General features: G+C 64.7%; 21 protein-coding genes and 1 tRNA gene. 10 read left to right on the top strand and 12 right to left on the bottom strand.

Annotation, left to right across the window (positions count from 1 at the left end; all coding sequences use genetic code 11):
• Nucleotides 1-12: 12 nt before the first annotated feature.
• Nucleotides 13-903 carry a site-specific DNA-methyltransferase gene (locus K1X71_01805; protein MBX7071856.1) on the bottom strand — a complete coding sequence of 297 codons (891 nt, stop codon included), beginning with the start codon at nt 901-903 and terminating at the stop codon, nt 13-15.
• A 251-nt stretch (nt 904-1,154) separates the two neighbouring features.
• Between K1X71_01805 and K1X71_01800 the strand changes: the two genes are divergently transcribed.
• Complete coding sequence (locus tag K1X71_01800) at nt 1,155-4,145, top strand: c-type cytochrome (protein MBX7071855.1); 2,991 nt, start codon at nt 1,155-1,157, stop codon at nt 4,143-4,145.
• A 9-nt stretch (nt 4,146-4,154) separates the two neighbouring features.
• On the opposite strand, the gene K1X71_01795 is transcribed toward K1X71_01800, so the two are convergent.
• The 4 genes from K1X71_01795 to K1X71_01780 form a co-directional block, all read right to left on the bottom strand.
• A complete protein-coding gene (locus tag K1X71_01795; protein ID MBX7071854.1) occupies nt 4,155-4,442 on the bottom strand; it encodes a calcium uniporter family protein in 288 nt (95 codons plus the stop codon).
• A 6-nt stretch (nt 4,443-4,448) separates the two neighbouring features.
• Nucleotides 4,449-5,417, bottom strand: a complete 969-nt coding sequence (gene floA, locus K1X71_01790; protein ID MBX7071853.1) for a flotillin-like protein FloA — start codon at nt 5,415-5,417, stop codon at nt 4,449-4,451.
• Nucleotides 5,418-5,640: 223 nt separating this feature from the next.
• The gene (locus K1X71_01785) at nt 5,641-6,081 is read right to left on the bottom strand and encodes a type II secretion system GspH family protein (protein MBX7071852.1); all 441 of its coding nucleotides are present in this window, start codon (nt 6,079-6,081) and stop codon (nt 5,641-5,643) included.
• 171 nt (nt 6,082-6,252) lie between these two features.
• Entirely contained in the window at nt 6,253-6,903 is a 651-nt protein-coding gene (locus tag K1X71_01780) for an HAD family hydrolase (protein MBX7071851.1), read from the bottom strand.
• 224 nt (nt 6,904-7,127) lie between these two features.
• On the opposite strand from K1X71_01780, the gene K1X71_01775 reads away from it, so the two are divergent.
• Together K1X71_01775 and K1X71_01770 are read left to right on the top strand one after the other, a co-directional pair.
• Nucleotides 7,128-8,945 (top strand): S26 family signal peptidase, encoded by a 1,818-nt coding sequence (locus K1X71_01775; protein ID MBX7071850.1) that lies wholly within the window; start codon nt 7,128-7,130, stop codon nt 8,943-8,945.
• A gap of 57 nt (nt 8,946-9,002) precedes the next feature.
• On the top strand, nt 9,003-10,403 hold the full coding sequence (locus K1X71_01770; GenBank protein ID MBX7071849.1) for a neutral/alkaline non-lysosomal ceramidase N-terminal domain-containing protein: 1,401 nt from the start codon (nt 9,003-9,005) through the stop codon (nt 10,401-10,403).
• A 37-nt stretch (nt 10,404-10,440) separates the two neighbouring features.
• Here K1X71_01770 and gap read toward each other — a convergent pair whose 3' ends face one another.
• Complete coding sequence (gene gap / locus K1X71_01765; protein MBX7071848.1) at nt 10,441-11,460, bottom strand: type I glyceraldehyde-3-phosphate dehydrogenase; 1,020 nt, start codon at nt 11,458-11,460, stop codon at nt 10,441-10,443.
• A gap of 294 nt (nt 11,461-11,754) precedes the next feature.
• Here gap and K1X71_01760 point away from each other — a divergent pair, with 294 nt between their 5' ends.
• From K1X71_01760 to K1X71_01750, 3 genes are all read left to right on the top strand, one after another.
• Nucleotides 11,755-12,447 (top strand): DUF2071 domain-containing protein, encoded by a 693-nt coding sequence (locus K1X71_01760; GenBank protein ID MBX7071847.1) that lies wholly within the window; start codon nt 11,755-11,757, stop codon nt 12,445-12,447.
• Between the two features lie 455 nt (nt 12,448-12,902).
• A tRNA-Leu gene (locus K1X71_01755) sits at nt 12,903-12,986 on the top strand.
• 112 nt (nt 12,987-13,098) lie between these two features.
• The gene (locus K1X71_01750) at nt 13,099-13,488 is read left to right on the top strand and encodes a hypothetical protein (GenBank protein MBX7071846.1); all 390 of its coding nucleotides are present in this window, start codon (nt 13,099-13,101) and stop codon (nt 13,486-13,488) included.
• A gap of 471 nt (nt 13,489-13,959) precedes the next feature.
• On the opposite strand, the gene K1X71_01745 is transcribed toward K1X71_01750, so the two are convergent.
• Nucleotides 13,960-14,427, bottom strand: a complete 468-nt coding sequence (locus K1X71_01745) for a hypothetical protein (GenBank protein ID MBX7071845.1) — start codon at nt 14,425-14,427, stop codon at nt 13,960-13,962.
• A 138-nt stretch (nt 14,428-14,565) separates the two neighbouring features.
• Here K1X71_01745 and K1X71_01740 point away from each other — a divergent pair, with 138 nt between their 5' ends.
• Both K1X71_01740 and K1X71_01735 read left to right on the top strand, forming a co-directional pair.
• Nucleotides 14,566-15,807, top strand: a complete 1,242-nt coding sequence (locus tag K1X71_01740) for a hypothetical protein (protein MBX7071844.1) — start codon at nt 14,566-14,568, stop codon at nt 15,805-15,807.
• Nucleotides 15,808-16,130: 323 nt separating this feature from the next.
• On the top strand, nt 16,131-17,684 hold the full coding sequence (locus K1X71_01735; GenBank protein MBX7071843.1) for a hypothetical protein: 1,554 nt from the start codon (nt 16,131-16,133) through the stop codon (nt 17,682-17,684).
• 164 nt (nt 17,685-17,848) lie between these two features.
• Here K1X71_01735 and K1X71_01730 read toward each other — a convergent pair whose 3' ends face one another.
• Complete coding sequence (locus K1X71_01730) at nt 17,849-18,514, bottom strand: phosphoribosylanthranilate isomerase (GenBank protein ID MBX7071842.1); 666 nt, start codon at nt 18,512-18,514, stop codon at nt 17,849-17,851.
• A 114-nt stretch (nt 18,515-18,628) separates the two neighbouring features.
• Between K1X71_01730 and K1X71_01725 the strand changes: the two genes are divergently transcribed.
• Complete coding sequence (locus tag K1X71_01725; protein MBX7071841.1) at nt 18,629-21,040, top strand: hypothetical protein; 2,412 nt, start codon at nt 18,629-18,631, stop codon at nt 21,038-21,040.
• An 8-nt stretch (nt 21,041-21,048) separates the two neighbouring features.
• Here K1X71_01725 and K1X71_01720 read toward each other — a convergent pair whose 3' ends face one another.
• From K1X71_01720 to K1X71_01705, 4 genes are all read right to left on the bottom strand, one after another.
• Nucleotides 21,049-22,308: an HlyD family efflux transporter periplasmic adaptor subunit gene (locus tag K1X71_01720; GenBank protein MBX7071840.1), complete on the bottom strand. Its 1,260-nt coding sequence runs from the start codon at nt 22,306-22,308 to the stop codon at nt 21,049-21,051.
• 125 nt (nt 22,309-22,433) lie between these two features.
• The gene (locus K1X71_01715) at nt 22,434-23,054 is read right to left on the bottom strand and encodes a GNAT family N-acetyltransferase (protein MBX7071839.1); all 621 of its coding nucleotides are present in this window, start codon (nt 23,052-23,054) and stop codon (nt 22,434-22,436) included.
• Between the two features lie 42 nt (nt 23,055-23,096).
• On the bottom strand, nt 23,097-24,026 hold the full coding sequence (locus tag K1X71_01710; GenBank protein ID MBX7071838.1) for a glucosamine-6-phosphate isomerase: 930 nt from the start codon (nt 24,024-24,026) through the stop codon (nt 23,097-23,099).
• A 139-nt stretch (nt 24,027-24,165) separates the two neighbouring features.
• Nucleotides 24,166-24,999, bottom strand: coding sequence for an oxidoreductase (locus K1X71_01705; GenBank protein ID MBX7071837.1), 834 nt, complete (start codon nt 24,997-24,999; stop codon nt 24,166-24,168).
• 285 nt (nt 25,000-25,284) lie between these two features.
• On the opposite strand from K1X71_01705, the gene hemG reads away from it, so the two are divergent.
• Nucleotides 25,285-26,733: a protoporphyrinogen oxidase gene (hemG, locus tag K1X71_01700; GenBank protein MBX7071836.1), complete on the top strand. Its 1,449-nt coding sequence runs from the start codon at nt 25,285-25,287 to the stop codon at nt 26,731-26,733.
• The last annotated feature ends 11 nt before the right edge of the window (nt 26,734-26,744 follow it).

The following is a 26,744-nucleotide window of genomic DNA, read 5'->3' as shown; positions in this document are numbered from 1 at the left end:
CGTGGTTGCTGGTCAAATGCCCGGCAGCGTCGGTCCACCGGCGCGCTTGCGACCGCGCCGCAGCGGCCGCCCCGCCAGACGATCTTCGAGCCGCACCCCATTGGCGGTGTCGGGCGAACTGGTGAGCGGATTCTCGGGACCGTTCAGCGGATCGCCCGCTTGAATCTCTTTCAAGCGCTCGTTCACGCGCGCCGCGTAGTCGCTCGATAGTTCAAACCCCAAGAACCGCCGCCCCAATTTCTTCGCAACCGCCAACGTGGTGCCGCTGCCCGAGAACGGGTCGAGCACCACGTTGCCCGCATCGCTCGACACGCGAATGATGCGCCCCAAGAGTTGCTCGGGCATCTGGCAGCCATGCCAGCCGGCCCGCTCCTTGAATGTGCCGCACACGCGCGAATAGAACCAGGTGTCTTCGTCCGGCTGAAAGCCCTCTGGCATGTCTTGCGGCCGCAAGATCCAAGTGTCGTCGGGCAGCCGACCCTTGGGGTTCGAGCGGCTGTCGCCATACACGAGTTGCCGGGCCGAGGGGACGCGAATCGCGTCGGAATTGAATTTGAAGTTTTTGACGTCTTTGACAAAGTGAAACAGGTGCGCGTGCGAACGATTGAATTTGTTCACGCAGTTCACGCCAAACGTGTAGTACCAGATGACCCAGCTTCGGCAGGTTAATTTCAGCTCGCGCTGCGTGATCACCTTCAGTTCGGCGGCGTACTCATCGCCAATCGCCAGCCAAAACGATCCGCTCGGCGAAAGCACGCGCTCAATCTGCGAGAGCCATTGACGGCACCAGTTCAGGTATTCGTCGGCGTCGAGCCGATCGTTGTAAACGTCGTACTCATATCCGATGTTGAACGGCGGATCGGCAAAGACCAGATCGACCGAAGCCTCGTCGACCTCGGCCAAACCGGCCACGCAGTCCTGGTTGTAAACGCGATCGAGCGCAAGCGACAAAGCGTTATCCTCCCTGAGATCGCGGCGCTTGCCTGGCGCGCCTGCATCCACCGTGGAGCGTACTTATGGTAGCAGGCGCGGCCACACGCACAAGCAACCGCAGATCGCTCGATTTTCTGGTCGCATTTGAGCGACGCGGCGCGGCAAGTTACGATCACATTTCCCGCCCTCCCCATCCCGCCCGCCACCCCGCGAGAATCGTAATGCGTTTGCTGTTCGCCTTCGCCCTCTTGCTCCTCCCGCCCAGCACCGCGCAGTCTCGGGCAGCCGATACGGCGCCGCCCGCCACCAGCGCCAGCGCCGATTTCTCCGCCGAGTTGCCGCGCATCCCCCCCGTAGAGCCGCGCGACGCCGTGGCCACCTTCGACGTGCAGCCTGGCTTTCGCATCGAACAGGTCGCCGCCGAACCTTTGCTGCGCGACCCGGTGGCGATGAGCTTTGACGAGCAGGGCCGGCTCTATGTGGTCGAGATGATCGACTATTCGGAACAGGCCAAAGATTTTCTCGGCGAGATCCGCCGGCTGGAAGACGCCGACGGCGATGGACGCTTCGAAAAGAGCGTGGCTTTCGCCGAAAAGTTTTCCTGGCCCACCGCGGTCATCTGTTACGACGGCGGAGTGTTCGTCGCCGCGGCGCCCGACATTTGGTATCTCAAAGACGCCGATGGCGACGGCCATGCCGAAACTCGCCGCAAGGTCTTCACCGGCTTTGCCCGCAACAATGTGCAAGGTCTCGTCAACAGCTTCCAATGGGGGCTCGACAACCGCATTCACGGGGCCACCTCTTCCTCGGGCGCCGACGTTCGGCGCGCCGACAGCGACGGCCCGACGATCTCGCTCAGCGGACGCGACTTTTCCTTCGATCCCCGCGCGCTCGACATCCGGCCTGAGAGCGGCGGCGCGCAGCACGGCATGACCTTTGACGATTGGGGGCGCAAGTTCGTCTGCCACAACAGCGATCATATTCAACTGGTGATGTTCGAAGACCGCTACATCGCGCGCAATCCCTGGCTGGCGGCGCCCGGCGCGCGGGTGAGCATTGCCGAAGACGGCCCCCAGGCAGAAGTCTTTCGCATCAGCCCGGTTGAGCCGTGGCGACTCGTGCGCACGCGGTTGCGCGTCGCCGGCGCCGTGCCGGGACCCGTTGAAGGAGGCGGCCGCGCCGCCGGCTACTTCACCAGCGCCACCGGCGTCACCATCTATCGCGGCAACGCCTTTCCCGCCGATTATCGGGGCAATGCCTTCGTCGGCGACGTGGGCAGCAATATCGTGCATCGCAAAAAGATCGAGGAGCGCGGCATCGAGCTAGTGGCCCGCCGCGCCGATGTCGGCCGCGAGTTTGTCGCCTCGCGCGACACTTGGTTCCGCCCCGCGCAATTCGCCAATGCTCCCGACGGCGCGCTCTACATCGCCGATGTCTATCGCGAGGTGATCGAACACCCCGATAGCTTGCCGCCCGTCATCAAAAAGCATCTCGATCTCACCAGCGGCCGCGACCGGGGGCGCATTTACCGCGTCGTGCCAGACGGCTATCGGCAACCGCCGCTGCCGCAGCTAGCGACCGCCAGCGCTGGCGAATTGGTCGCGCTATTGGCGCACGAAAACGCCTGGCAGCGCGAGGCCGCCGCGCGACTGTTGTACGAGCGACAAGATCGCGCCGCCGTGCCGGCCCTGGAGAAACTGGCCACCGACTTGCAGGCCGCGGTTCCTCAAGCCCGGATGCACGCGCTTTACGCCCTGGCCGGGCTTGGCGCGCTCCGTGCAGAAACGGTGCTAGCGGCGCTGGCCGATCCGCATCCGCGCGTCCGCGAACACGCCGTGCGGCTAGCGGAACGACAGGTCGATCGCTCGACCGAGCTGATTGAAAAACTCGCCGCCCTGACGGCCGACCCCGATCCCCGCGTGCGCTACCAACTGGCATTCACGCTCGGCGAATTACCGCTGCCGGCGCGCGGCGCTCCCCTTGCCGCCTTGGCCCGCTCCGACGCCGCCGACCGTTGGATGCGGCTGGCCATCGAGTCGTCGCTGGCCGAAGGCGCCGGCGACTTGCTCATCGAACTGGGGGGCGACAGCCAGTTCTGCGCCAATCCACAAAATCAAACGCTGCTAGCCGATCTGGCCGGGCTGGTCGCCCGCCGCAAGGACCAGGCCGAATTGACGCGCGTGCTGGCCAAGATCGAATCGCTCTGCGACTCGCACCCTGGCCTCGCCGGAAACCTGCTGTTGGCGCTTAGCGATGGCCTCACCGGCAAGACGCTAGGCGACCTGTTGGCCGAAGCCGGCGCGACCAAGCTCACCCAGCGCATCGAAAAGCTCGTCGCCGACGCGCGCGAGGTTGCTTTTGATCCCTCTCAACCGGTCGCCGAGCGCGCCGCTTCGGTTCGCGCGCTGCGGCTGGCCAGCTCGGCAGACGACGTGGCGCCGCTGGTCGCGCTGCTTTCCCCGCGCGAAGACACGCTCATTCAAGTGGCGGCGCTCCAGCAGCTTGCCACGCTAGCGGGCGCCGACGTCGTCGATCCGCTCATCGAAAATTGGTCGTCGCTGCCGCCCGCAATCCGAGGCGGCGCGCTGGAAATCCTCTTTGCCCGACCCGATCGCCTGCCCAAGGTGCTCGATGCCTTGGAGCAAGGCCGGCTGGCGCCGCGCGACCTCGATGCCCCGCGCGCCAAGTTTCTGCTGGCTCACGCCGACGGCGCCATTCGCGAGCGCGCCGCCAAACTGCTGGCCGCTCATACTCCGGCCGACCGCGCCAAGATGCTGGAACAATATCGCGCCGCGCTGACGCTCGCCGGCGACGCCGCGCGCGGCAAGCAGGTCTTCGCCAAATCGTGCGCCAGTTGCCACAAGCTCGATGGGCAGGGCCACGAACTGGGCCCCAATCTGGCCACCATGCAAAATCGCGGGCCAGAATCGATCCTCACCAACGTCATCGATCCCAATCGCGAAGTGAATCCCCAATACGTCGCCTATCTGGTCGTCACCGACGAGGGCCGCACCATCTCGGGCATGATTCGCGGCGAAACCGCCAACAGCCTGTCGCTGGTCCGCGCCGAGAATCAAAGCGACACCGTCCTCCGCTCGCAGATCGAAACGCTCCAAGCCACCGGGCAATCGCTCATGCCCGAGGGATTGGAAAAGGACATTACCCCCCAGGCCATGGCCGATCTGATCGCTTATTTGATGAGCGTCAAATAGCGCGCGGCGTCATTCTGGGGGCGTTTCCTGGCGCCAGCGACGCAAGATGACGAAGGCCGCGCAGCCACAGGCCACCGCCCCCAACATGAGCGACCACGCCTGTGCGCCCTGCCGCGCCACCACACGCTGGCTGAGCGCGGCGACTGCTTCTGCATCCGGCAAGTGGCGCAGGTCGTCGCTCGGTATCGGCCACCACGTCGCCCAGGCAAACAAGCCGCCAGCCACAAGCAGCACGGCGGCGCAGCACCACAATAACCATCGATCCAGTGCGCGCCGCGGTTCGCTGGTGCTGTTCAAGGGGCGCTAAGCCGGTTTGCCGTTCCCTGGCCCCGGGGGCCGCGAAGCCTCGACATGCAGGTTGCCTTTGCGGAACGCGTTGGCCATCGCCTTCGGCACTTCCGACTCGGCCAGCACCACGCGGGCCCGGTTCTCAATCACCGTGGCGCGATTCTCCTGCTCGCAGGCGATTGCCTCGGCGCGGCGACCCTCGGCCCGCGCGCGGGCAACGCGCATGTCGGCCTCGGCCTGGTCGGCTTGCAGCCGCGCGCCAATGTTCTCTCCCACGTCGATGTCGGCGATGTCGATCGACACAATTTCAAACGCGGTTTGCGCATCGAGACCGCGCGCAAGCACCGCCTTGGAGATGCGATCGGGGTTTTCCATCACCTCCAAATGGTTCGCCGCCGAACCGATTGACGTGATGATCCCCTCGCCCACGCGGGCGATGATCGTCTCTTCGGTGGCGCCGCCAATCAGTTGGGCGATGTTGGTGCGCACCGTCACCCGCGTCCTCACCCGCAACTCCACGCCATTCTTGGCGATGGCGCTCAAGGTGTTGCGGTCGCTCTTGCGCGGGTCGGGGCAGTCGATTACCTTGGGATTGACGCTGGTCTGCACCGCCTCCAGCACGTCGCGCCCCGCCAGGTCGATGGCGGCCGCGCGATCAAAATCCAAATCGATGTCGGCCCGGTGCGCGGCGATCAGAGCGCGAATCACATGCGGCACGTTGCCGCCGGCCAGATAGTGCGCCTCCAGCCGCCGTGTGGTGATGCCCGTGTGCGGATCGTTGCCGATGCCCGCCTGCATGGCCATGATCTTCGATTGCACGATCACCCGCGCGTTGACCTGCCGCATGCTCATGCCGATCAGGCTCCACCAACTCACCCGCGCGTTCGACATGAACGCCTGGAACCAGATCGGCCCATAGATCAGCGCCACGATCAGGATCACTCCCCCGATCAGGAGCAGGAACAAACCAAACACCACGGCGATCGAAGCGGCAGTCACGGCAAAGAGCCCTCGCAGATTCAGCCGGCGCGGGACCACTGCCCGCACTCGGCCGATAGCTTACCGTTAGCAACTGGCCGCGAACAGCTTGTTTGCCCGGCTGGCGCCAAAAACGCAAGCGGCCGGATTGCTTTGGCAACCCGGCCGCCACTGCGAAGATTTCACTGCCCCAAGGGGTCCAACCTGCCCGGAACTCCGGGCGGCCGGATTAAAAGTCGTGATACAGCGTCGTGCCGTCGTTCGACACCGCGCTCGAGTTCACAATGAATTGTCCCGACTTGTTGTCGTAGGCCCAGCCCTGCGTCGGCGAGGCGTCGCCCGTCAAAACGGTGCCCGCCGTCTCGATGCGGATATCGGCGTTCTTGGCGCCCACCGAGCATTTGGGAAACGGCTGACCGGGTCGCAAGTACGGCGCCAAGTCGGTCTTGAACGTGGTGGCCGAGGCGTCGCTGCCGGGTAGTTGCCCATTGTGGTCGGCGGCGTACCGTTCGATTGCGCCGCGTAGCGACGACACCGTTTGTCGCATCGCGCCGTCCGTCGCGCTTTTGGTGGTGCTGAAGAGTCGCGGCACGGCGACCGCCGACAGCACTCCCAGGATCATGATCACCACAACCAGCTCGACCAGAGTGAATCCGCGACGCTTCTTCATGACGTTACCGACCGGGTAAGTGTGTTTGCGATTGTTTGCCCCTCCACTACGAAACTAGGTCGCAGTCACGATCGTGCAAATCGCAAGGTGAAAATTTTTTAGCGCTGTGGCGGTTCCGCACACTGGCGCCGCGCCGAACGTCACAAACGCTATGTTCGGCGCCCCAATTGGCTACCACAGCCCCAATTCGTGCAGGCTGCTCGCCAAATCGGCCGGGTCGCGAAACACCCGAAACGCCCCCGCGCGGAACAACTCGTCTTGCCCATAGCCGCCGCTCAAAAGGCCAATCGACAAGATGCCCGCCCGCCGCGCCGCCAACAGATCCCACACGGCGTCGCCCACCACATAGCATTCCGACAGCGGCACGCCCAGGCGGCCTTGGCAAGCCAAAAACAGATCGGGCTCCGGCTTGGCCCGAGCCACATCGCCGCGCTGCACCACCACAACGTCGTCGCCGATCCCCAGCACGCGCAGCGATTCGTCGATGTCGGGGCGCCGCCCGCTCGTTGCGATGCCATAAATTACGCCGTTATCGCGCAAGGCGCCCAGCAATTCGACCGCGCCCGGCAGTGGTTGGCGATACGGCAGAAACTCGGCGAAGTATCGCGCGTGCGATTGCTCCAACTCCGCGAACTGCGCGTCGGTCAACGATCGGCCCAACTCGCGCGCCACCGCCCGCGCGAAGAGACCGCCGCTCATGCCGATCCGGCGATGAATCCGCCAACCATCGATGTCCATTTGCGCGTCGTGGAACGCCCGCATCCACGCAAACACATGCCCATACACGGTGTCGACCAGCGTCCCATCGAGGTCAAAGATCACGGCGCGCACTAGATATTGTCTCCCATGGTGTGAAATCCGCCCCCATGATAGCAATTGCCGCGCCGACGGCGGGCGCGCAAATGGCCAAGCTTTCGCCCTGAGCGGCGAATTACCCACAGGGCCGGCGCGCGCTTGGCCGTTGTCCGGCGCAGCCATGCCGGGTAAAAAACAGCACGCGGCGAGCTCGCCCGCTTTCGCACCTCTTTCTCAACCCAAACTGCCGGATGAGCGACAAAAAGAACCCCGCCAAGCGACGCAAGAACGAGTCGCCAGCCAGCGGCGCCGCCGCGGCGGACGCAAACACGGCGCCCAAGCCCGACGGCACGCGCGAGACCATCGAGTCGATCATCATCGCGCTGATCCTGGCGTTCCTGTTCCGCACCTTCGAGGCCGAGGCGTTCGAGATACCCACCGGTTCGATGGGCCCCACGTTGATGGGCCGCAACAAGGACGTGGAGTGTCCCAAATGCGGCTTTCCCTACGAGGCCGGGGTCAGCTTCGAGGTCGACGATTTTGGCCGCCCTCGCCACTTCGATCAGTACATGCTGCAGCAATACCTCCGTCCCGGCGAAAACGGCGTCCGGCTGCGCAACCTGGTGGGCAAGCCGATCTATGCCCAAACCACCACCTGCCCCAATTGCCGTTACACCTGTTGGGTCGATCCGCATCAAGAGCCATCCGGAGCGCTGCCGGCGGAGCATCCCTATTCGTATAGCGGCGACCGTATCTGGGTCAGCAAAGCGCCGTATGTGGTCAACGATCCCGAGCGCTGGGACGTGGCCGTGTTCAAGTATCCGCTCGGCGCGAACATCAACTACATTAAGCGCATCGTCGGCCTGCCGAACGAAAAGGTCCGCATCCATCGCGGCAACATCTACACCAGCCCGCGCGGCAAGAGCGCGTTCGCCATCCAGAGCAAACCAGCGCACAAGGTGCTGGCCACGCTGCAACCGGTGTACGACACAAGCTACTCGCTGCCAGAACTGCGCGAAAAGGGTTGGCCCCAGCGTTGGCAAAATGTCGCCGCCGACGCCGCGCCCCAATGGCAAGGCCATGATGGCGGCGCCTTCGCGGTCGACGCCACTGGCGGCCAGGCCGTGCTCGGCTATCGCCATCTGCCCCCCGACGCCGAGGCTTGGCGCTACCTGAACCAGGGCAAGCTCCCCGCCGATTTTGTCGTCGATCCGCAACTCATCACCGATTTTTGCGCTTACAACACGGCCGCCGATCAGGCCGCCGCCGGCGAGCCCGAGCCGCGCTCGCTGGGCCTGCATTGGGTGGGCGATCTTTCGCTGGCTGGCCGCTTCGACGTGCAGTCAGACAAGGGGCAAATCGCGCTGGTGCTCATCGAAGGCGGGCGCGAAATGCAAGCCCGCATCGACCTGGCCACCGGCAAGGCCACGCTTTCCATCTCTGGACTGGATGACTTCCAGCCCACCGCCAACACCGCGCTCCAGGGCGCCGGCGTGTACGACCTGCGCTTCGCCAATGTCGACGATCAATTGCACCTCTGGGTCAATGGCGACGTGGTGGAGTTCAACGCCCCCACCACCTATCCCGAGCTAGGCAACCATCGCCCCACTGAGGCCGACCTGACCCCCGCGCAAATTCGCGTTCAAGGCGCCAAGGTCGCTGTCGAGCAGTTGCGCGTCGATCGCGACATCTATTACGTCGCCACCACCAGTCGGCTATTCACCGACTTTCAGCAAGATCCTTATATCTTTGAGTTGGAGCCGCATGAGTTGGCCGAGTTTCATTCCAGCCCCGAGCGGTGGGACGTTTACAATCGGCTGGCCCGTGTCGATTTCGATCTGGCGGAAGAACAGTTCTTGGCGCTCGGCGACAACAGCCCCAATAGCGGCGACAGCCGCTTCTGGCCGGGCGAACACTTTGTCAACCGCGATTTGATCATTGGCAAGGCCTTTTACGTCTATTGGCCGCACGCCTGGGAAACCGCCTACAACATCCCGCTCCATTTGCGCGGCAAGACGATCCGCATTCCGTTCTATCCCAATTTTGGGGACATGCGGCTCATCCGTTAAACTGGCGCGAGTTCTGGCGGCGCCGCCGCCACGCTCGTCAGTCTCAAGGATCGCCGCATGAACTGCACTCGCTTCCGCCGCGTCGCGCGCCGCGCCATCTTCGCGCTCGTCCCATTTGCCTGCTGCTATAACGCCATCGCACAGGCCGACGATTGGCAAGCCGGCATCGCCCGCGTCGCAATTACGCCGTCAGAGCCCATGTGGATGTCGGGCTACGCCAGTCGCAATCATCCGGCCGAGGGAAAGCTGCACGACCTGTGGGCCAAGGCATTGGTGCTGCAAGACCCGCATGGCGAGCGCGTGGTTTTTGTCACGCTCGATCTGGTTGGCATCGGTCGCGATTTTTCTAAGTCGGTGCGCGCGGCGATCGAAAAAGAGTGCAAGCTGCCCCCCGAGCGCTGCGCGCTGCTCTCGTCGCACACCCATAGCGGCCCGGTCGTCGGCGACACCCTCCTGGCCATGTACTTTCTCGATGAGCGGCAAGCCCGGCTGGTGAGCGATTACACCTCGCGCTTGCGCGAGCAACTGGTGCGGTTGGTGAACGACGCCATCGCCGATCTGGCGCCCGCCCATCTCGCCTGGACACACGGCACGGCCACCTTCGCGGTCAATCGCCGCGAAAATAAAGAGGCCGACGTGCCCCGCCTCTTGGCCGAGGGCAAGATCAAGGGGCCCTTCGATCACGATGTGCCGGTGCTCACCGTCACCTCGGGCGACAAGCTCCGCGCCATTCTGTTTGGCTACGCCTGTCATGCCACCGTGCTCGATGGTTACCAGTGGTGCGGCGATTATCCTGGCTTTGCCCAGGCCGACCTCGAAATGGATCACCCTGGCTGCACCGCGCTCTTCTTCGCGGGCTGCGGCGCCGATCAGAATCCGCTTCCCCGCCGCCAGGTGGAACTGGCCATCCAGTACGGCCGCCAGTTGGCCGACGTGGTCAACCAGGCCATCGCCGGCAAACAATCGCCCATCCAAGGCGATCTGGCCGCCAGCTATCAAGAGATACCGCTCGAACTGGCCGAGATTCCCACCCGCGAACAACTGGATCGCGACGCCAAGTCGAGCGATCGCTATCAGGCTAGCCGCGCCAAGCTATTGCTCGCGCGGCTCGACGCGCAAGGCGCCATCGACAAGGACTACCCCTATCCCGTGCAAGTGTGGCGACTTGGCGACGGTCCTACGCTCATCCATCTGGGGGGCGAGGTGGTGGTCGACTACGCGCTGCGACTCAAGAGCGAGCTTGACCCGACCAAGACCTGGGTCGCCGGTTACGCCAACGACGTGATGGCCTATATCCCGTCGCGCCGAGTGTTGGCCGAAGGCGGCTACGAAGGAGGAGGCGCGATGGTCTACTACGGCCTGCCGTCGCCGTGGGCGCCCGATGTCGAAGAACGCATCGTCCGCGCCGCGCGCGAACAGGTCCACAAAGTGCGGGCAGCCCAACCGGCCAGTGAGTAGTTAACTCAGTCGGCCAGCAAGTAGCCGCCTCGCGCGCTTACATGTTCCCCACGCGGGCAATCAGGTCCGCGCTGCGGCTCGAATACCCAAATTCGTTGTCGTACCAGCTCACCACCTTCACCAGGTTGCCTTCGATCACTTCGGTCCAGTCGGGCACGAAGATCGAGCTGTGCGGATTGCCGATGATGTCGCTGGAGACGAGCGGGTCTTCGTTGTATTCCAGAATGCCCTTCATCCGCCCTTGCGATACTTCGCGCATCGCGGCGTTCACCTCGTCTTTGCTGACGTTCTTCTTGGTCACCACGGTCAGATCGACCACGCTGCCAGTCGGCGTCGGCACGCGCAGCGAGATGCCAGTGAGCTTGCCTTTCAGTTCCGGAATCACCAGACCCACCGCCTTGGCGGCGCCGGTCGAGGTGGGAATGATGTTCAGCGCCGCGGCCCGCGCCCGATACAGGTCCTTGTGCGGCAGATCGAGCACGCGCTGATCGTTGGTGTACGAGTGGACTGTCGTCATCAGCCCCTTTTCGATGCCGAACTTGTCGTTGAGCACCTTGGCCAGCGGCGCCAGGCAGTTGGTGGTGCAACTGGCGTTGGAGATGGTCTTCATCTGGGGCGTCAGTTGGTCGTCGTTCACGCCGAGCACGCAGGTCAAATCGGGGGCGTCGGAAGCCGGCGCGCTGATGATCACCTTCTTGGCGCCCGCCGCCAGATGGCTGTCGTAGCCCGGCTTGCCGTCTTTGGCGCGGCTGGTGAACAGGCCGGTGCTCTCCAGCACCACATCGGCCTGCACTTCTTTCCACGGCAGTTTGCCGGGGTCCTTCTCGGCAAACACGCGAATCCGCTTGCCGTTGACCGTGATGCTGTCGTCGTCGTAGGTCACCGTGCCCGCAAAGCGGCGGTGCGTGCTGTCGTACTTGAGCAGCGTGGCCAGCGTCTTGTTGTCGGTGATGTCGTTGATGCCCACCACTTCGAACTCGCTGGCGCGCGAGGTCAAAATGCGAAACACAATCCGGCCAATGCGACCAAAACCGTTGATGCCTACGCGAATTGCCACTGCCGGACCTCCTCCATCACAAGCCATATCGCGGTCCCTCCAACCGGCGACAACGCCGGCGCGAACCGCAAACTGAAAAACGCCAGGAGGATGCTTTCCGCCGGGCGTCGCCGAGAATTATAGTGATCGTCGCCAAAACCAGCAACGGCCCGAGGCCGCCGCGCGCGGCGCCGCCCCCCCCACGATTGGAGCCAACCCTTGACCAGCGTCGACGTCGATCGCCCCGCGCGAATCGCCCCGGCCGACGCTCCCCCGCCGCGCCCCTTTCTCACCGCCGAGTGGCGCTCGCTGGTCATGCTCAACTACACGATCAACCCCGCCGTGCTGGCGCCGCGCGTGCCGCGCGGGCTGGAGCTGGACACCTTTCAAGGGCAGTGCTACGTGAGCGTGGTCGGCTTTCTGTTTCAAGACGCCCGTCTCCGCGGCTGGTCGATCCCGCGCCACCGGTGCTTCGCCGAAGTGAACCTGCGCTATTACGTGCGCCGCGAGGTCGATGGCCAGTTGCGCCGCGGCGTGGTGTTTCTCAAAGAAATTGTCGCCCGCCGCTGCGTCTCGTGGGTGGCGCGGTGGGTGTACAACGAGAGCTACGTCACTTATCCCATGCGGCAGGCCTGCCCTGAGCCGCAGTTCACCCTCCGCGCGGGCGACGAATTTTGCTACCAGTGGCGCCGCCGGGGAGCGTGGGAAGGTCTATCCGCCGTCGCCGAGCGCGACGCTCGCTTCCCGCTGCCCGAGAGTCTCGACCAGTTCATCGTCGAACATTATTGGGGCTACTCGGCGCAGCGCGACGGCGGCGCGCTCGAGTACGCCGTCGAGCATATTCCTTGGCGGATCGCCCCGGCGCGCGACGCGCGGCTCGATTGCCAGCCCGCCACGCTCTATGGCCAAGAGTTCGCCCCCTACCTGACTGGCCCCCCCGCCTCGGCCTTCATCGCCGATGGCTCGCCGGTCCGCGTCTATCGCGGCACGCGCGTGCCGCGGGAATAAACGAAAGCGACTCCGGCCGACGTTTGAAGTCGTCGCGCGGATCAGTCTGGCAGGGGCGGAAACGACGCCTGCTCAAGCAGACAATTCACGCAAGTAAATTGTTCTGACCTGGGCGCGTGAGCGATAGCCCATCCGCCGCAGACCAGGCATCGCCGCCGCGTTTCCAATCCGAGCCAATGCACTGCGTTGCCGTCGGAAGCGATCTCGAATCCGTACTCGCGCAACTCGCTGTCGTAGATCCTGCGTGGCGGTCGAGTATTCATGATCCACGCCGCTTTGCTGCCCGATGGCAATTGTTGGAGAAGGGCGGCGAGACCAGTCAGTCTGGCGCCACGTTAACTGCACTATCCTCCCATATGCGGCAAGGTTTTTCCCGTCTTTTGCTACCGTTACGCCGCGCGCCAACGCCTTGACTCCGACGGGGGGCAAGATAGACTCGAAAATCTTGCCCTTTCGCGGGAATGGCGGAATTGGCAGACGCGCCAGGTTGAGGGCCTGGTGGCCGCAAGGTCGTGCAGGTTCAAGTCCTGTTTCCCGCACTTCTTTCAATTGCCGCTTGGCTGCTCGGCCTCGCGGCCCCGCCGCGAACCTTTCTCGCGCCGCCAGCTTCCTATCCGCGAGGCGCCCCCCCGTACCATTCGGCCGGCCGACATGTCTCGCAAGCTCCATCTGCTCGTCTTCGCCGCGGCGCTATTGGCCTTCCTCGGCACTGGCCAGTACATGGACTACCACGCGCCCGCCATGCCCGACCTGCCCCCCGACCAGCGCGTGGCGCTCCGCAGCCGGCACATCTACATCCTCATGACCGGGCTCATCAATCTGGCGGCTGCGCTCGCGACGCCGGCCGTCAGCGGCTGGCGACTGCGCGCCAGCATGCTCGGTTCGGCGCTCTTGTTGATCGCGCCTGCCATGATGTTCCTCTCGTTCGCCGGCGCCGACGCGGGCCCGCTGGAAAGCCCCATCTTGCTCCCCGGCGTCATCGCCGCCCTCGCCGGCACGGTGCTGTTGGCAATCGCGCGCTGGGGCGCCTCGACGCCATAAAATGCGAAAGCCCGAGCAGCGCCTCGCGACGCCGCCCGGGCTTCGAAGCTGTCAACCTGCCGCGGCGTTAGGCCGAGCAGCCGCACGTGCCGCAACCGCACACCTCGCAACTGCAATTCTGCCCATCGCAGTCCGGGCAAGCGCAGTCGGTGCATCCGCAACTTGCGGCCGATTGGGCCGGCGCGACAGTAGCCACCGCCGGCTGTGTGGCCTGCGCGCTAGCGCAACCACACGATCCGCAGTCGCATGTCTCGCACGAGCAACTCGTGCCGTCGCAATCCGGGCATTGGCAATCGACGCAGGCGCAGCCGCTCGCGGCCGACCCGCTAGAAGCCAATAGGGCCGTGCCAGTGATCAAGATCGCGGCGCAAGCGAGCGCCACGATGGCAAACAAGCGTTTCATGGTTTCGATCCTTGAAAATAAAGCGTGTGAGAATCAGAACAGACGAAAGCGACAAACTCGCGCTTGCGTCAATTCCGCCACACGCCGTAAAGAATCGAAACAGGCGGGGCCAGCGCCCTCGCCAGATCGGGACGCGTCCAATCGGCCACCAGCGCGACATCTAGCGAGTCGTCGGCCACGGGCGGCAGCGCGACCACTAAGGCTCGCGCCGATTCGTCGACTCCCGTCGCGCGCGATTCGCCACGCACGGCGTCATCGCTATTCACAAAGCAGCAGCGACCGGGCTGGTCCGACTCGCCGCGCGCGGGGCAACCTGGCGCCGGCGAGGTTGCTTGCTCTGTTTCCTTGGCCGGATGACAGCAGGCCGGGCCCTGGTGGGCCTTGGCGGCGTGCTCCATTTCTCCGGCGCGGGCCGTGCAGCAGCACGGCAAGAGCGACGCCAACACCGGCCCGGCAAACAGGCTGATTGCCAGCATCACGGCAAATGCCGCGCGGGCTGGCCAATGCTTGTCGCGATGGATGAACCCAAAGTTCATCGAAAAGGCCTCGGCTGCTTGTCAGATCGCTCCCACGCGCTCCGTAACATCCCCCGGGCGCGTGCCACCATTATACGCGAGCTAGCCGCAAACGGTTCAAGAGGAATCTCCATGAAAAGCTGCAAACAATTATTATGCATGGCGTTGCTGCTAATTCCCGGCACGGCCAAGGCAGATGACAGCCCTCCGCCAAACTCGCCAAACCCCGCCGCCGTCGCCGCGCTGGTATCCGCTAACAACGAGTTCGCCTGCCAGCTATTTCAATCCCTGGCAGCCGCCGAACCCGGCAATGTCGTCTTTTCTCCCTATAACGTGGCCGCCGCGCTCGCCATGGCGCACGCCGGCGCCGCCGGCGACACCGCCGCGCAGTTGGCCGCGGCGCTGCATCTCGATCAACCGCCCCAGGATATTGCCAGCGCGTCGGCCTTGCTCGCCGATCGACTTCGCCCCGCCGGCGAAGGCGACCACACGCGGCTGACCAGCGCCGCGCGTCTGTGGACCGCGCAAGACTTCGAGCCGCGCGCCGATTTCGCGGCCCTTCTTGCCGACGCGTATCACGCCGAGATCGGCCGAGCGCCATTTGCGGCCGATCCCAGTGGCGCTGCGGACGCGATCAACCAGTGGATTCAGTCGGCCACCGCCGGACGGATCGACCGACTCGTCGCCACAGATTCAATCGACGCCGACACGCGACTGCTGCTCACCTCCGCAATCCATTTCAAGAGTCGTTGGGAGGCGCCGTTCGATCCGCGCGACACGCACGACGGCGATTTCCTGCTCTCGCCCGACCGCCATCGCCGTGTTCCGATGATGCGCAAGCACGATTATCTGGCCTTTGCCCAAACCAAGGACGAGTTGATTGTCGAAATTCCCTTTGCCGGCAAGCAAACCATGCTGCTCGTCATGCCGTGGCTGGCGCCGCTGAACGATTGGATTGGCCAGCTTACGCCAGCCAAGTTCGACCGCTGGCAGGCCGCGGTCCAATCGAGCCATATCGTTCTTTGGGTTCCCCGCTTTCGCGTCAGTTCGCATCTCAATCTGCGAGCTCCGCTGGAGTCGCTCGGCGTCTCGGCCGCCTTCGCCACCAGCGCCAACTTCTCCGGCATCGCCGCCGAGCCGCTAATGATCTCCGACGTGCTGCATCAAACCTGGATCAACGTCGACGAAGCAGGCGCCGAGGCCGCTGCCGCCACCGCCATTCGATACGCGGTTGGCGCGAGCCTGGAGGACGAGCCCACCGTCGTCGCCGTCAATCGCCCCTTCGTCTTTGCCATCCGCGACAATGCTACCGGCCAGATTCTCTTTCTGGGCAAGGTTTCAGACCCCGCGCCGGCGCCGGCCAAAGGCAACGAGCCTTCCGACCAAAGCGGCAAAGGCTAGCGGCTCTCCTTTTCAAAGATTTTTTTACGACAGCGCGCAACGCGCCGCCACCGGCGGCGTACCTCCTGTGGGGCAACGCACCGAATTTGGCCGCCAGACTCAGTTCGGCGCGGCCCAAGTGGCACATCGCAATAACCAAAGCAGGCGCCAGCAACATTCGTGACCGTCCTTTGGCGATACGGGGCAGGGCGCGGCCCGTTGCAACCCAGGCCGTGCCGTCGCCAAAGGCGCGACGCGAACTTGCCGCCCCTAGACGGCCGGCGATTCACGTCGCAAACTCATACTTCCGATTCTGTTTCCCGCTTATCGGAGAGTGTGAGTCCATGTCCAAGAACGTCGTCGTCTTCTGGCCGGGCGACTACCGCGCCGAGCCCAATCAACTCGCCACGCCGCAAGTGCGCGAAACCACCGAGCAGCTTACCGAAGCGCTCAAAAAGCTTGGCCGCCGCCCCAAGGTCATTCGCAGCTTTCTCCGCAAGCCGCACGAATCGATCGAACAGCTTGGGCCCATCGACGATCCCATGATCGGCGTCTTCTGCCACTGGACCTATGGCCCCCATACCTGCGATGGCGTGGTCGGCAAGCAGAATCCGCTACTGCTCGCCTCCAACTTCTCGGGCACCTGGCCCGGTCTGGTCGCGCTGCTCAACACCAGCGCCTGCCTGGAGAGCGTGGGCCGCCAGCACTCGCGCATCTGGACCGATGCCCCCAACTGGACCAAAGATCGCCAGTTCATGGAGCGGCTCGACGAGTGGTGCTCTACCGGCGCCGTAGCCTACTCCGCCAGCGAACTGCGCTACTCGGCGCCCGTCTCGACCGACGCCGCCCGCGTCGCCGACGAGGTGCTGGCCGAATTGCGCCAGCGCCGCGTTCTGGCGCTGATGCTGGGCGACACCTCGATGGGCATGATTAATGGCTACTTTGGCCCGCGTCTGCTCAACCCCATCGGCTTCACCGAGCACAAGGTCGATCAGGCCTGGCTCATCAGCCGTGGCCGCTTCATCACCGATCGGCGCATCGACGACGCCTTTAAGTTCTGCGTCGATCGCGGGGTCAAATTCCATTGGCAGGAGCCAGGCGCCGAGGACTTTAACGCCGAGGCCACCCGCGAGCAGTTGCGCATGTATCTCACCGTGCTCGACCTGGTCGACGAGTTCCAGGCCGATTGCCTCGGTTGGCAATATCAACTCGGCCTGTTGCCGCTGTTGCCGCCGAGCGATTTCTGCGAGGGGCTGCTCAACAGCGTTTGCCGACCGGAGAGCAATGGCGACCTCATCATCACCTCCACCGAGGCTGATCAAGGCAATCTGGTCCCGATGGAATTGATGAAGCGCGTCCTCAAAAAGCGTGGGTTGCATCAGGCCGTCATGTTCCACGATGTGCGCTGGGGCGCCGAGCACAAGGGCCGCTTCCTCTGGGTGCTCCTCAACAGCGGATCGTGCGGCGCCTACGCCTTCAATCACGATCCCGACACCCTCAAGGGGGTTCACAGCTACCGCCAGCCCAAGGGCTACTTCCCCGTGCCCGGCGGCACCTTCGCCGGCGAAAGCCTGGCAGGCGAGATGACCTGGGCCCGCGCCCACATCAAAGAGGGTGAACTGTGGATGGACCTGGGGCGCGGCGAGGTGGTGCAACTCCCCCCCAAGGTGCGCGACGCCTGGTGGAACGGCACCACGCGGCAGTGGCCCTTCATGGCCGCCGATCTCGGCTGCTCGTGGGAAACGATCATGGCCCACTACAACAGCAACCACATCGCCGTGGCCTACGGCGATATCCTCGGAGAGATGGTCGCGTTGTCGCAGTCACTCGGCTTCAAGGTGCGGTTGATGACCGGCGAGTCCAACGTCAAGCCCGACCGCGCGGGCAGGCGAAACTAGATGCCGCACAATTCACCCGCGCTTAAACGCCCACCAGCGGCGAAATCAAACCCAAGAAGCATCCTAGGCCGCAAACAAGAATAGTACGACGTCACGCCGTAGCCCATCGATCAAGCTCTGCGACCGCCGCCGCACCTGTCTGGCGGATCGCTGCCACACGCGAGTTAGGCGGCGCCCTTGGGAATGGCGGCAAAGAATGCTCGAAGTTTGACGGCGTCGAGGTCGCCGTTGGTACGGACGCTGCTGCACAGGTCGAGGCCAAACGGCTCGACGGCGGATATGGCATCAGCGACGTTGGTCGCGGTTAGCCCACCCGCCAGAAAGAGCGGTATGCCGACGGCATCCCGGATGCGGCGGCTCCATGTCCAATCGTGAACGCGCCCGGTGCCGCCAAGTTCCTTGACAGCGAGCCCCGGATTGCCGGAGTCGAGCAGCAACGCGTCCACATGCGCCGCCGCGGCTACCGCGTAATCCAACGACTCCGGACCGGTCACATGGACGACTTGAACCAGCGAGATCCCCGGCAACTCAGAACGGAGGCGGGAATAGACCGTCGCGGGCAAGTGATCGCAAAGTTGTAGTGTGTTCGTGCGACAGCGGCGCTGCTGCGCGATGATGGCCTCCGCCAAATGCTCGCTCGTGAGGAGGAAGCTAGCGATCGGCGGCGGCACCACGCCAGCAATCAAAGCAATTGTCTCCTCCGAAATCACCCCGGGGCCACTTGGCATGGACGAAACCAAGCCCAATGCCGACGCTCCGCAATCAATGGCCAGCTTCGCTTCCAGGGGAGACTTGATGCAACAGATTTTGACTCTGGGACGTGTTTGCATGAGTATGTCGAAGCCGCCTAAAGTGTCGGTTCAGAGCTTGAGCGCAACGATTTCTAAACAAACTACCGAACATGCTAAACGCATTATGCATGATACAACAGTTAGGGATTCTGAATGACAAAACCGCAGACGCTTCTGGCCGTTGTGATTTCTCTGTTGCTCGCCCCCACCGTCGCTGCGGTCGATCTGACGACCGCCACGGTGGTTGTCTCGCCCCAAGCGTCAGCGCGCAACCAAAAAGCGGCGGCGCTGCTCGTCGAAGAAGTCGACAAGCGAACCGGCGTCCGCTGGCAGATTGCCACCACCTGGCCTGACGGCGACGCCCCCGTGATCGCGCTGGGCGAGATCGACGCAGCCCCATCGTTTGCCGGTCCCTTCGCCGAGGAACTGGCGCGGCTCAGCTCGCGGCGCCCCGAGGCGTTTCGTCTAGTGTCGCGCGAGCATCACCAGCGCCCCGTCGTCATCGTTTCGGGTGACGACGAGCGCGGCCTGCTCTTTGGCGTGGGACACCTCTTGCGCGCGCTCGCCATGCAGGCCGGCAAGGTCGAACTCAACGCCGTGGCCGATCTTTACTCGGCGCCGCGCTATTCCTTGCGCGGCCATCAGCTTGGCTATCGCCCCAAGACCAACGCCTACGACGCCTGGGACTTGCCGGTCTGGGACCAATACATTCGCGATCTGGCGGTCTTTGGCGCCAACGCCATCGAACTGGTCCCGCCGCGCACCGACGACGACCCCACCAGTCCCCATTTTCCCAGGCCGCAATTGGAAATGATGGCGGGCATGTCGCGCATCTGCGACGACTATGGCCTGGATGTCTGGATCTGGTACCCCGCGCTCGACCGCGACTACGACAACCCGCGCACGGTGGAAGCGGCGATCGAGGAGTGGGGCCGCGTGTTCGACGCCGTGCCGCGGATCGACGCCATCTTTGTCCCCGGTGGCGACCCCGGCCGCACGCGCCCCAAATACCTGATGCCGCTGTTGGAAAAGCAAACCGCCCGGCTGCGAGTGAAGCACCCCCAGGCCCAAATGTGGGTCTCGCCGCAAAGCTTCAATCAGGAGTGGCTCGACGAGTTCATCGCCATCCTCAAGAACGAGCAACCCAAGTGGTTGGCCGGGGTGGTGTTCGGCCCGCAGGTGCGCGTCGGCCTGCCGGAATTGCGGTCCCTCGTGCCACAGCAATATCCCATCCGCCACTACCCCGACATCACCCACAGCCGCCAGTGCCAGTACCCGGTGCCCGACTGGGATGTGGCGCACGCCGTCACCTCGGGGCGCGAGTGCGTCAATCCGCGACCGGTCGATCAGGCGGCCATCTTCCGCTTGTTGCAACCGCATACCATCGGATTTCTTACCTACTCCGAGGGCTGCAACGACGACGTCAACAAGTTCATCTGGAGCGGCCTGGGCTGGGACGATCGCCCCCCGATCGACATCCTCCGCGAGTACAGCGGCTACTTCATCGGCCATGCCCAGCGCGATGCCTTCGCCCAACTCCTGATGGCGCTAGAGCGCAACTGGCGAGGCCCCTTGGCCACCAACCAGCAGGTCGAAGTCACACTGGCGCAAGCGCAAGACCTGGAGCGCGCGGCCGACGCCAAGCTGCGCGGCAACTGGCGCTTTCAACAGGCGCTCTATCGCGCCTACTACGACGCCTATGTCCGCCGCCGCTTGCTCTGGGAAACCGACCTCGAAGCCGCCGCGCTCGACGCCTTGCGCTCCGCTAAACCAGAATCGATCGAAGCCGCGCTCGGCGCCGCCCAACAGTCGCTTGCCCGCGCCGATCAAGAGCACGTCGCCACCGACCTGCGCGATCGCGTCTACGCGCTGGCGGAAGACTTGTGGCAATCGATTCGCATGCAGACCAGCGTCGAGAAGTACGGCGCCATCGACGTCGATCGCGGCGCCACGCTCGACACGCTCGACTTTCCGCTCAACAACCGCCGCTGGCTAGTCGAGCAGTTCGCGGTGATTCGCTCGCTCGGCGCGGCCGACCAGCAACTCGCAGCGATTCGCAAGATCGTCGATTGGAAAAATCCCGGTCCGGGCGGATTCTACGACGACTTTGGCGATACCGCCGCGCAGCCACACTTGGTGCGCGGCCTGCCGTTTGCCGAAGATCCCGCCTCGCTCCTTTCGTCGCACGTCGGCTTCGACGAGGGCATCGACGAAGACAACGCCGGCGGCGGCGTCTGGCGCCACTCGTGGATCGATCATGCCGAGACGCTATTGGAACAGCCGCTCCAGGCTCGCTACGAAAATCTCGATCCCGCCGCCCGCTATCGCCTCCGCGTCGTCTATGCCGGCGATGGGCTGCGCAAAATGATTCGCCTGGTGGCCGACGAGCGTTTTGAGGTGCACCCCTTCGTGCAAAAGCCCTTTCCGGTGCGTCCCATCGAGTTCGATGTCCCCGCCGAGGCCACCGCCGACGGCGTGCTGGAACTCTCCTGGAGTCGCGAGCCCGGTCTGGGAGACAATGGCCGCGGCAGCCAGGTCTCGGAGTTGTGGCTCATCCGGCAATAGGCCGTCGGCTAACCCAGGCTGATCGACGAGCGAATCCGCCGCACCAGCACCATCAGCACGCTCTGCCGATCGGTGACGATCTCCACCGTTCCGGCCATTCCTAGCTTAATGGCGCCGCGCAGCTCGCCCCGCCGCAACTCGCGCCCCGTCAGCCGCACCCGTACCACGTAAACCGTGCCGCGCCCCGCCGGCTCGGTCAGCAGCGTCGAGTCGGGCGAGATGAACGACACCTCCCCCGCCAGCGTGCCGTAGCGCTGAAAGTCGAAGGCGTCGAACTTGACCCGCGCCTTCATCTGTTGCCGCAATCGCCCCACGTCTTCACTGACCACCGCCGCCTCGAAGCAATAGGCGTCGTCGGCCGCCAGTTCAAACGCCGCCTTGCCCGGCTCGATCCGATCGCCGACGCGATAGCGTCCCTTGGTCACCACGCCGTCGATCGGCGCGCGCAGCGTGGCCTGTTCGAGTTCGAGCGTCAAGTTCGCCAGGTCTTTCTCGGCGGTGGCCCGCTCGCCGCGCTTGGCCACCCGCCGCGCGTCGAGTTCGGCCAGCTTGACCTGATGATCCTCGCCCACCAGCGCCAATGCCCGCTCGAACACGGCGCGCTTGCTCTCGTCCACCGGCAGCCGCGCGGTCGCCAACTTCTCCTCGCTTTCGCGCAGCTTGCTCTCGCCTTCCACCACAGTCGCCGCGGTCACGGCGTTGGTCGCCGCCAGTTTCAAATTGCGTTCATGCCGGTCGCGGGCGGCAGTCAATTCCGCTTCCATGCGCCGCGCTTCGCTCTCGCGCAATGTCTTGGTTCGCTCGATCTCGCGCGTCGCCTGCTCAAGCTCGGCCTGCGCCTTGGCCTCGGCCGCGGCGAATTGCGTGGTCAACCGCTCGGCCAGTTCGTCCAGCTTGACCAGCTCCGCGTCGGTGGTGGCGATCGTGCGCGTCAGCCGCGCCACGTCGTTTTCCAAGCGCTGCGTATCGAGCACCGCCAGCGGCGCGCCCCGCGCCACGCGATCTCCCTCGCGGTGCAGCACCCGCGCGATCCGTAGATCGGCCTTGGTGGTCGCCGGCGCAAAGACCGGCGCCGTTTGCGCCACAGGCCGCACCCGCCCCGTCGAACGCACCACCAAGGTCGCCGGGGTCAGCGCGGCCCACACCAGCGCAACGCCGATCGCCGCCATCGCCAGCGCGGCGGTCGCGTGCAACAAAACCGGCGGCCGCGCTTCCAAGGTCTGCCGAAACTCGCTGCAATTCTGTAACGAAACAATGTGCCTTGGCATGGCGATTCACTCCCGGCGCGTCACCCAGATAGCCCACTGGCAGCTAAGCGCAAGCCGGGCGGGGCGTGTTACATAGCGACGAGAGAAGCGCGTTTTCCGCGACCAATTGGCCCGAACTGAGCCAACTAAGTATCGCAGTCGCGTCGCATGCCGATCGTCGGCGGGCCGCCCGCCACCGGATCGCGCCGCTCGCTCGCGACGTACCCCAGCGATTCGTAGTACGGCACGTTGGCCACGTTCTCCGTCTCCAGCCACAGCAAATCGCCGCTGGCCCGCGACAACTCGATCGCCCGCCCCATCAGCCGCCGGCCGATGCCGCCGCGCTGCCGCGCCAGATCAACCCCCAGCACATCGACGTACCAGTGCGGATCGGCCGGGTGCATGGCGTCGAACGCCTCGGCGTAGCGCTTCAGCGGCCACAGCGGCCGGAGAGCAGGCACCCACGGCAGCGGGCGCAGCAGAATGTTCCAAAACATCCGCTGGTCGCTCCACCACGAATGCGGGAACTTACCCGGCGGCGTCAGCGCGATCACCCCGCCGATCTGGCCCGCGTCGTCCACCGCCAGATAGGTGTGTCCCAACGGCTGCGTGGTTTTCAATATCTGACGCCAGAAGATCGGCAGCCACCGGCGGCGATGCTCCGCGTGCGGCACGACAAACGAATACAGCGGGTCGTTCTGAAATCCGCGCGCCAGCGCGTCGGCCGCCGCGCCAACTCGTTGTCGATCGAGTAACTCAATTTGCATGGGTGGCCGCGCTGCTGCCATCGCGCACATCCCAATCGCGTCCTAATGCATCTCGGCCTGGCAGCTTCCGATACCGTGGCGATAGAAATTGAACTGCACGTTGGGATGCTGCGCCAACAGCGACATCGGCACGGCCGCGTCGGCGATGTTCTTGGAAATCATCAGCGTCGTCAGCCGCATGCCAAACGGGTTGTCGTGATTGCCCGCATGCCAGATGCTCACCTTCTCGGCCTGCCACGTTTCTTGGGGGCCCACGGTGATCGCCTGCCGCGGTACGCTCGCCACGCTCCCGCCCCCGCTGGTCCGCGCGTTCTGAATCAACGTCATCGGATGCAAATCGACGATGCGCGTCGACAGCTTCAAATACTCCGCCGGCGGCGGCGGCTCCGCCGTCCACTGCCCTTCGCGCCGTGGCGGATCGTTGAACGCCCAGTGCTTCACCTCCCCCTGGCCTCCTTGCATCACCGCGCAGCGGGCAGACCGCCAACTCTCGATAAACGGCCGCACATCAGTCTTGGGAAAGTGCAACTGCTCGTCCGGCATCCGCAGCGAGGGGTGAATCCGATCGAAGCACAACTCGCGGTCGGCGCGCTCGAACGACAACGGATGCGCAAGCGGCGCCGCCTGCCCATCCAGGTACCACTCGTCCATCCCCCAGAAGTGCGCGCTGCGCACGTCCAGTTCCAAGTCGTTCACCAGCCGCGCCACCAGCGGCAATTGCTCTGTCGGCCCGATCGGTCCGCAGATTCCCACCGGGTTGTCGAGCGTCGACTGCCGCCAGGCGTGAATGTATTCCAGCGCCTCAGCCAGATAGAATTCTTCCAGGGTGTCGTACACCACCACCCGAAAGCCAGGCCGCGACAGGCCAAACACCTGTTCGCCGGTCAGCGCGGCGGCGTCGGCCACTAGTTTTTGATCGAGTGTGGTGTAATCCCACCAGCCAGGGGCAACACTGCTTTCCGCGCGCGGCATGTCCAATCGTCCTCATAACCAGCGAATCGAACCGCCGCTGTTGTAACCCCCAACGCGTCGCGACTCAATCGGCCGCGCGCGACGGGACGAGATGGCTGGCGCCGCGCGCCAAGCATGACTCGCGCGAACTACGCGCTGACTAGCCGTAGCTCTCGCGGTGAATCTGTTCCTTCTTCATCCCCAGCTTGTCGAGCGCGGCGAGCGTCGTTTCCATGAAGCGCGGCGGCGGGTCTTGCCCGCGCTCCTTCGCCAGGTCGCGATCGTATTTGGTGATCGCCGGCCCGCAACAAAACACATGCACTGCCGAAGGGTCGGGGATCAACTCGCGCAACAACCCCTCGCCGATGCGCCCCACGCGATAGTTGGGGCCGTGCGACGGCGCCGCCGGCTCCCGCGTCAGCGTGTGAATCACGCGCAGCTTGCCTGGATGGGCGTGCTCCAGTTCGTCCAATTCGCGGCGAAAGATCACATCGCCGTACGTCTTGTTGCTATAGACAAACGTGTGCCGCAGCTTCATTCCGGTTTGCAACGCGTGCTTGATGATGCTCAGGTTCGGCACGCTCCCCGAGCCGGCGCAGATATGCACCAGATGATCGGTCTTCGATTCGATGTCGCGCGGCAGCGTGTACGGCCCAGTGAACCCGGTCACCACCATCCGCTGCCCCTTAAGCACCCGCCGCACCAACAGCGGCGACAACAGCGGCGGATACTTCGTCTGCCCGGTGATGTACTCCTCCTCCTTGACCGTCACCGCCAGATACTTTTCGTGCGGGGCAGAGCACATCGAGTACGCGCGCGGGGGCTCTTTCTTCCCTTTCATGTCCTCCAGGTAGCGCGTGAAGCGATCGAGCGCCTTGAACTGATGCGGGTCGATGGTCAGAAAGTGTCCCGCCTCATACTCCAGCCGGTCGTTGCCGGTGAAGAACACCAGCGTCGTGGTGTCGGGCGTCTCGACCAGGATGTCGGCCACCATCACTTCGATTTCGCGGATGCGCCGCCGCCGCGCCTGCGCCGACGTGTCAACTGCTGTCTCTTCCAACTCAAGGCTCTCCCAGAAGGCGCCCCGCGGGGCGCGACCATCGCGGCGCGAGCAGCGCGCCAATCTCGTACTTGGGCGGCGACCCACACGCGGGCAGACCCAAGACCACCCTGACGCCAAGCCGCCAATTTAGCCCAACCATCATGCACTAGCCGCCCCCCCTTTTCAACGCTCGGCGCGATGCCATTGCCCCCCGCGTCGTTCGGGTACCATGGAGTCATGGCCCCATCCACAACCTCCCCTACCGGTCGGCAAATCGCGGTGATCGGCGGCGGCATCAGCGGCCTGGCCGCCGCGCAGCGCGCCCGCGAGCTCGATCCCGGCGCGACGGTCACCCTGTGGGAGGCCGGCCACCGGCTGGGCGGCGTGCTCAAGACCGAGATCGATGACGACTGGCTATTGGAACAAAGCGCCGACAACTTCATCACCGATCCACCGGCCGCCGTCGAGTTGTGTCGCCGCATCGGTTTTGAGTCCGAACTGCTCCCAACCGACGATCGCCATCGCACCGCCTATGTTGTCGCCCGCGGCAAACTGCAAAAGCTGCCCGACGGCTTCACGCTGCTCACCGCCGCGCGCCTGAGGCCAATCGTCGCCAGCCCGATTCTCTCCTGGCCCGGCAAGCTCCGCCTCTTCGCCGAGGCGCTGTTGCCGGCGCGGCGCGACGACGCCGACGAAAGCTTCGCCAGCTTTGGCCGCCGCCGGTTAGGGCGCGAAGCCTTTGAGCGGCTGGCGCAACCCTTGGTCAGCGGCATCTATACCGCCGACCCCAACAAACTCTCCATGCGCGCCGCGCTGCCGCGCTTCGTCGACATGGAACGCCGACACGGCAGCCTCTATCGCGGCATCCGCGCCGGAAAAAAACAGTCGGGCAAAGACCATCATCACAGCGGCGCCCGCTACAGCCTCTTCGTCGCGCCCAGACGCGGCATGCAAAGCCTGGTCGAGGCCCTGGCGGCCAGCCTCCCGCAGCAATCAATTCACTTGGCGCAGCGCGTCGAGCGTCTGGAGCGCTTGCCCACCGGCAGGTGGCGACTCGCCATCTCCGGCGGCGAACCGCAGGAGGCAGACGCCGTGATCGTCGCTTGCGCCAGTCGCCACGCCGCCAGCCTCTTGGCGCCGCTCGACGCCGACCTGGCCGCCGAACTCGCCGCTATCGAATATGCCGGCTGCGTGATCGCCCAGATCGGATACCGACGCGAGCAAATCGCCCACCCGCTCGACGCTTTTGGCTTTGTCGTCCCAGAGATCGAGCGACGCCCGATCCTCTCGTGCAGTTTTACGAGCGTGAAGTTTCCGCATCGCGCGCCGGCAGGGCACGTGCTACTGCGGGCATTTCTCGGTGGAGCTTGCCAGCCTCACTTGCACGAACTGGATGACGACGCCATTCGCCAACTCGCGCTTCGCGAACTGGCCGAACTGCTCGGCGCGCGCGGCGAACCGGCGCTCTTTCGGCTGGTGCGCTGGCGGCAGGCCATGCCGCAATATCATGTGGGGCATGCCGAGCGTGTCGATCGCATCTTCGCGCGGGCGCGGCGCCTGCCGGGCTTGGCCCTGTGCGGCAACGCCTACCGCGGCGTCGGCGTGCCGGCTTGCATCGAAAGCGGCCAGGCCGCGGCAGCAGTGGTGATAGGTTGCGATACCCCTGAAAATGCTGCGAGAATTTAGGGCTTTGTTAC

It is taken from the genome of Pirellulales bacterium (genome assembly GCA_019694455.1).
Taxonomy (GTDB): Bacteria; Planctomycetota; Planctomycetia; order Pirellulales; family JAEUIK01; genus JAIBBY01.
The sequence above is the reverse complement of the archived record's forward strand: the minus strand, read 5'-3'. Positions and strand labels throughout refer to the sequence as shown.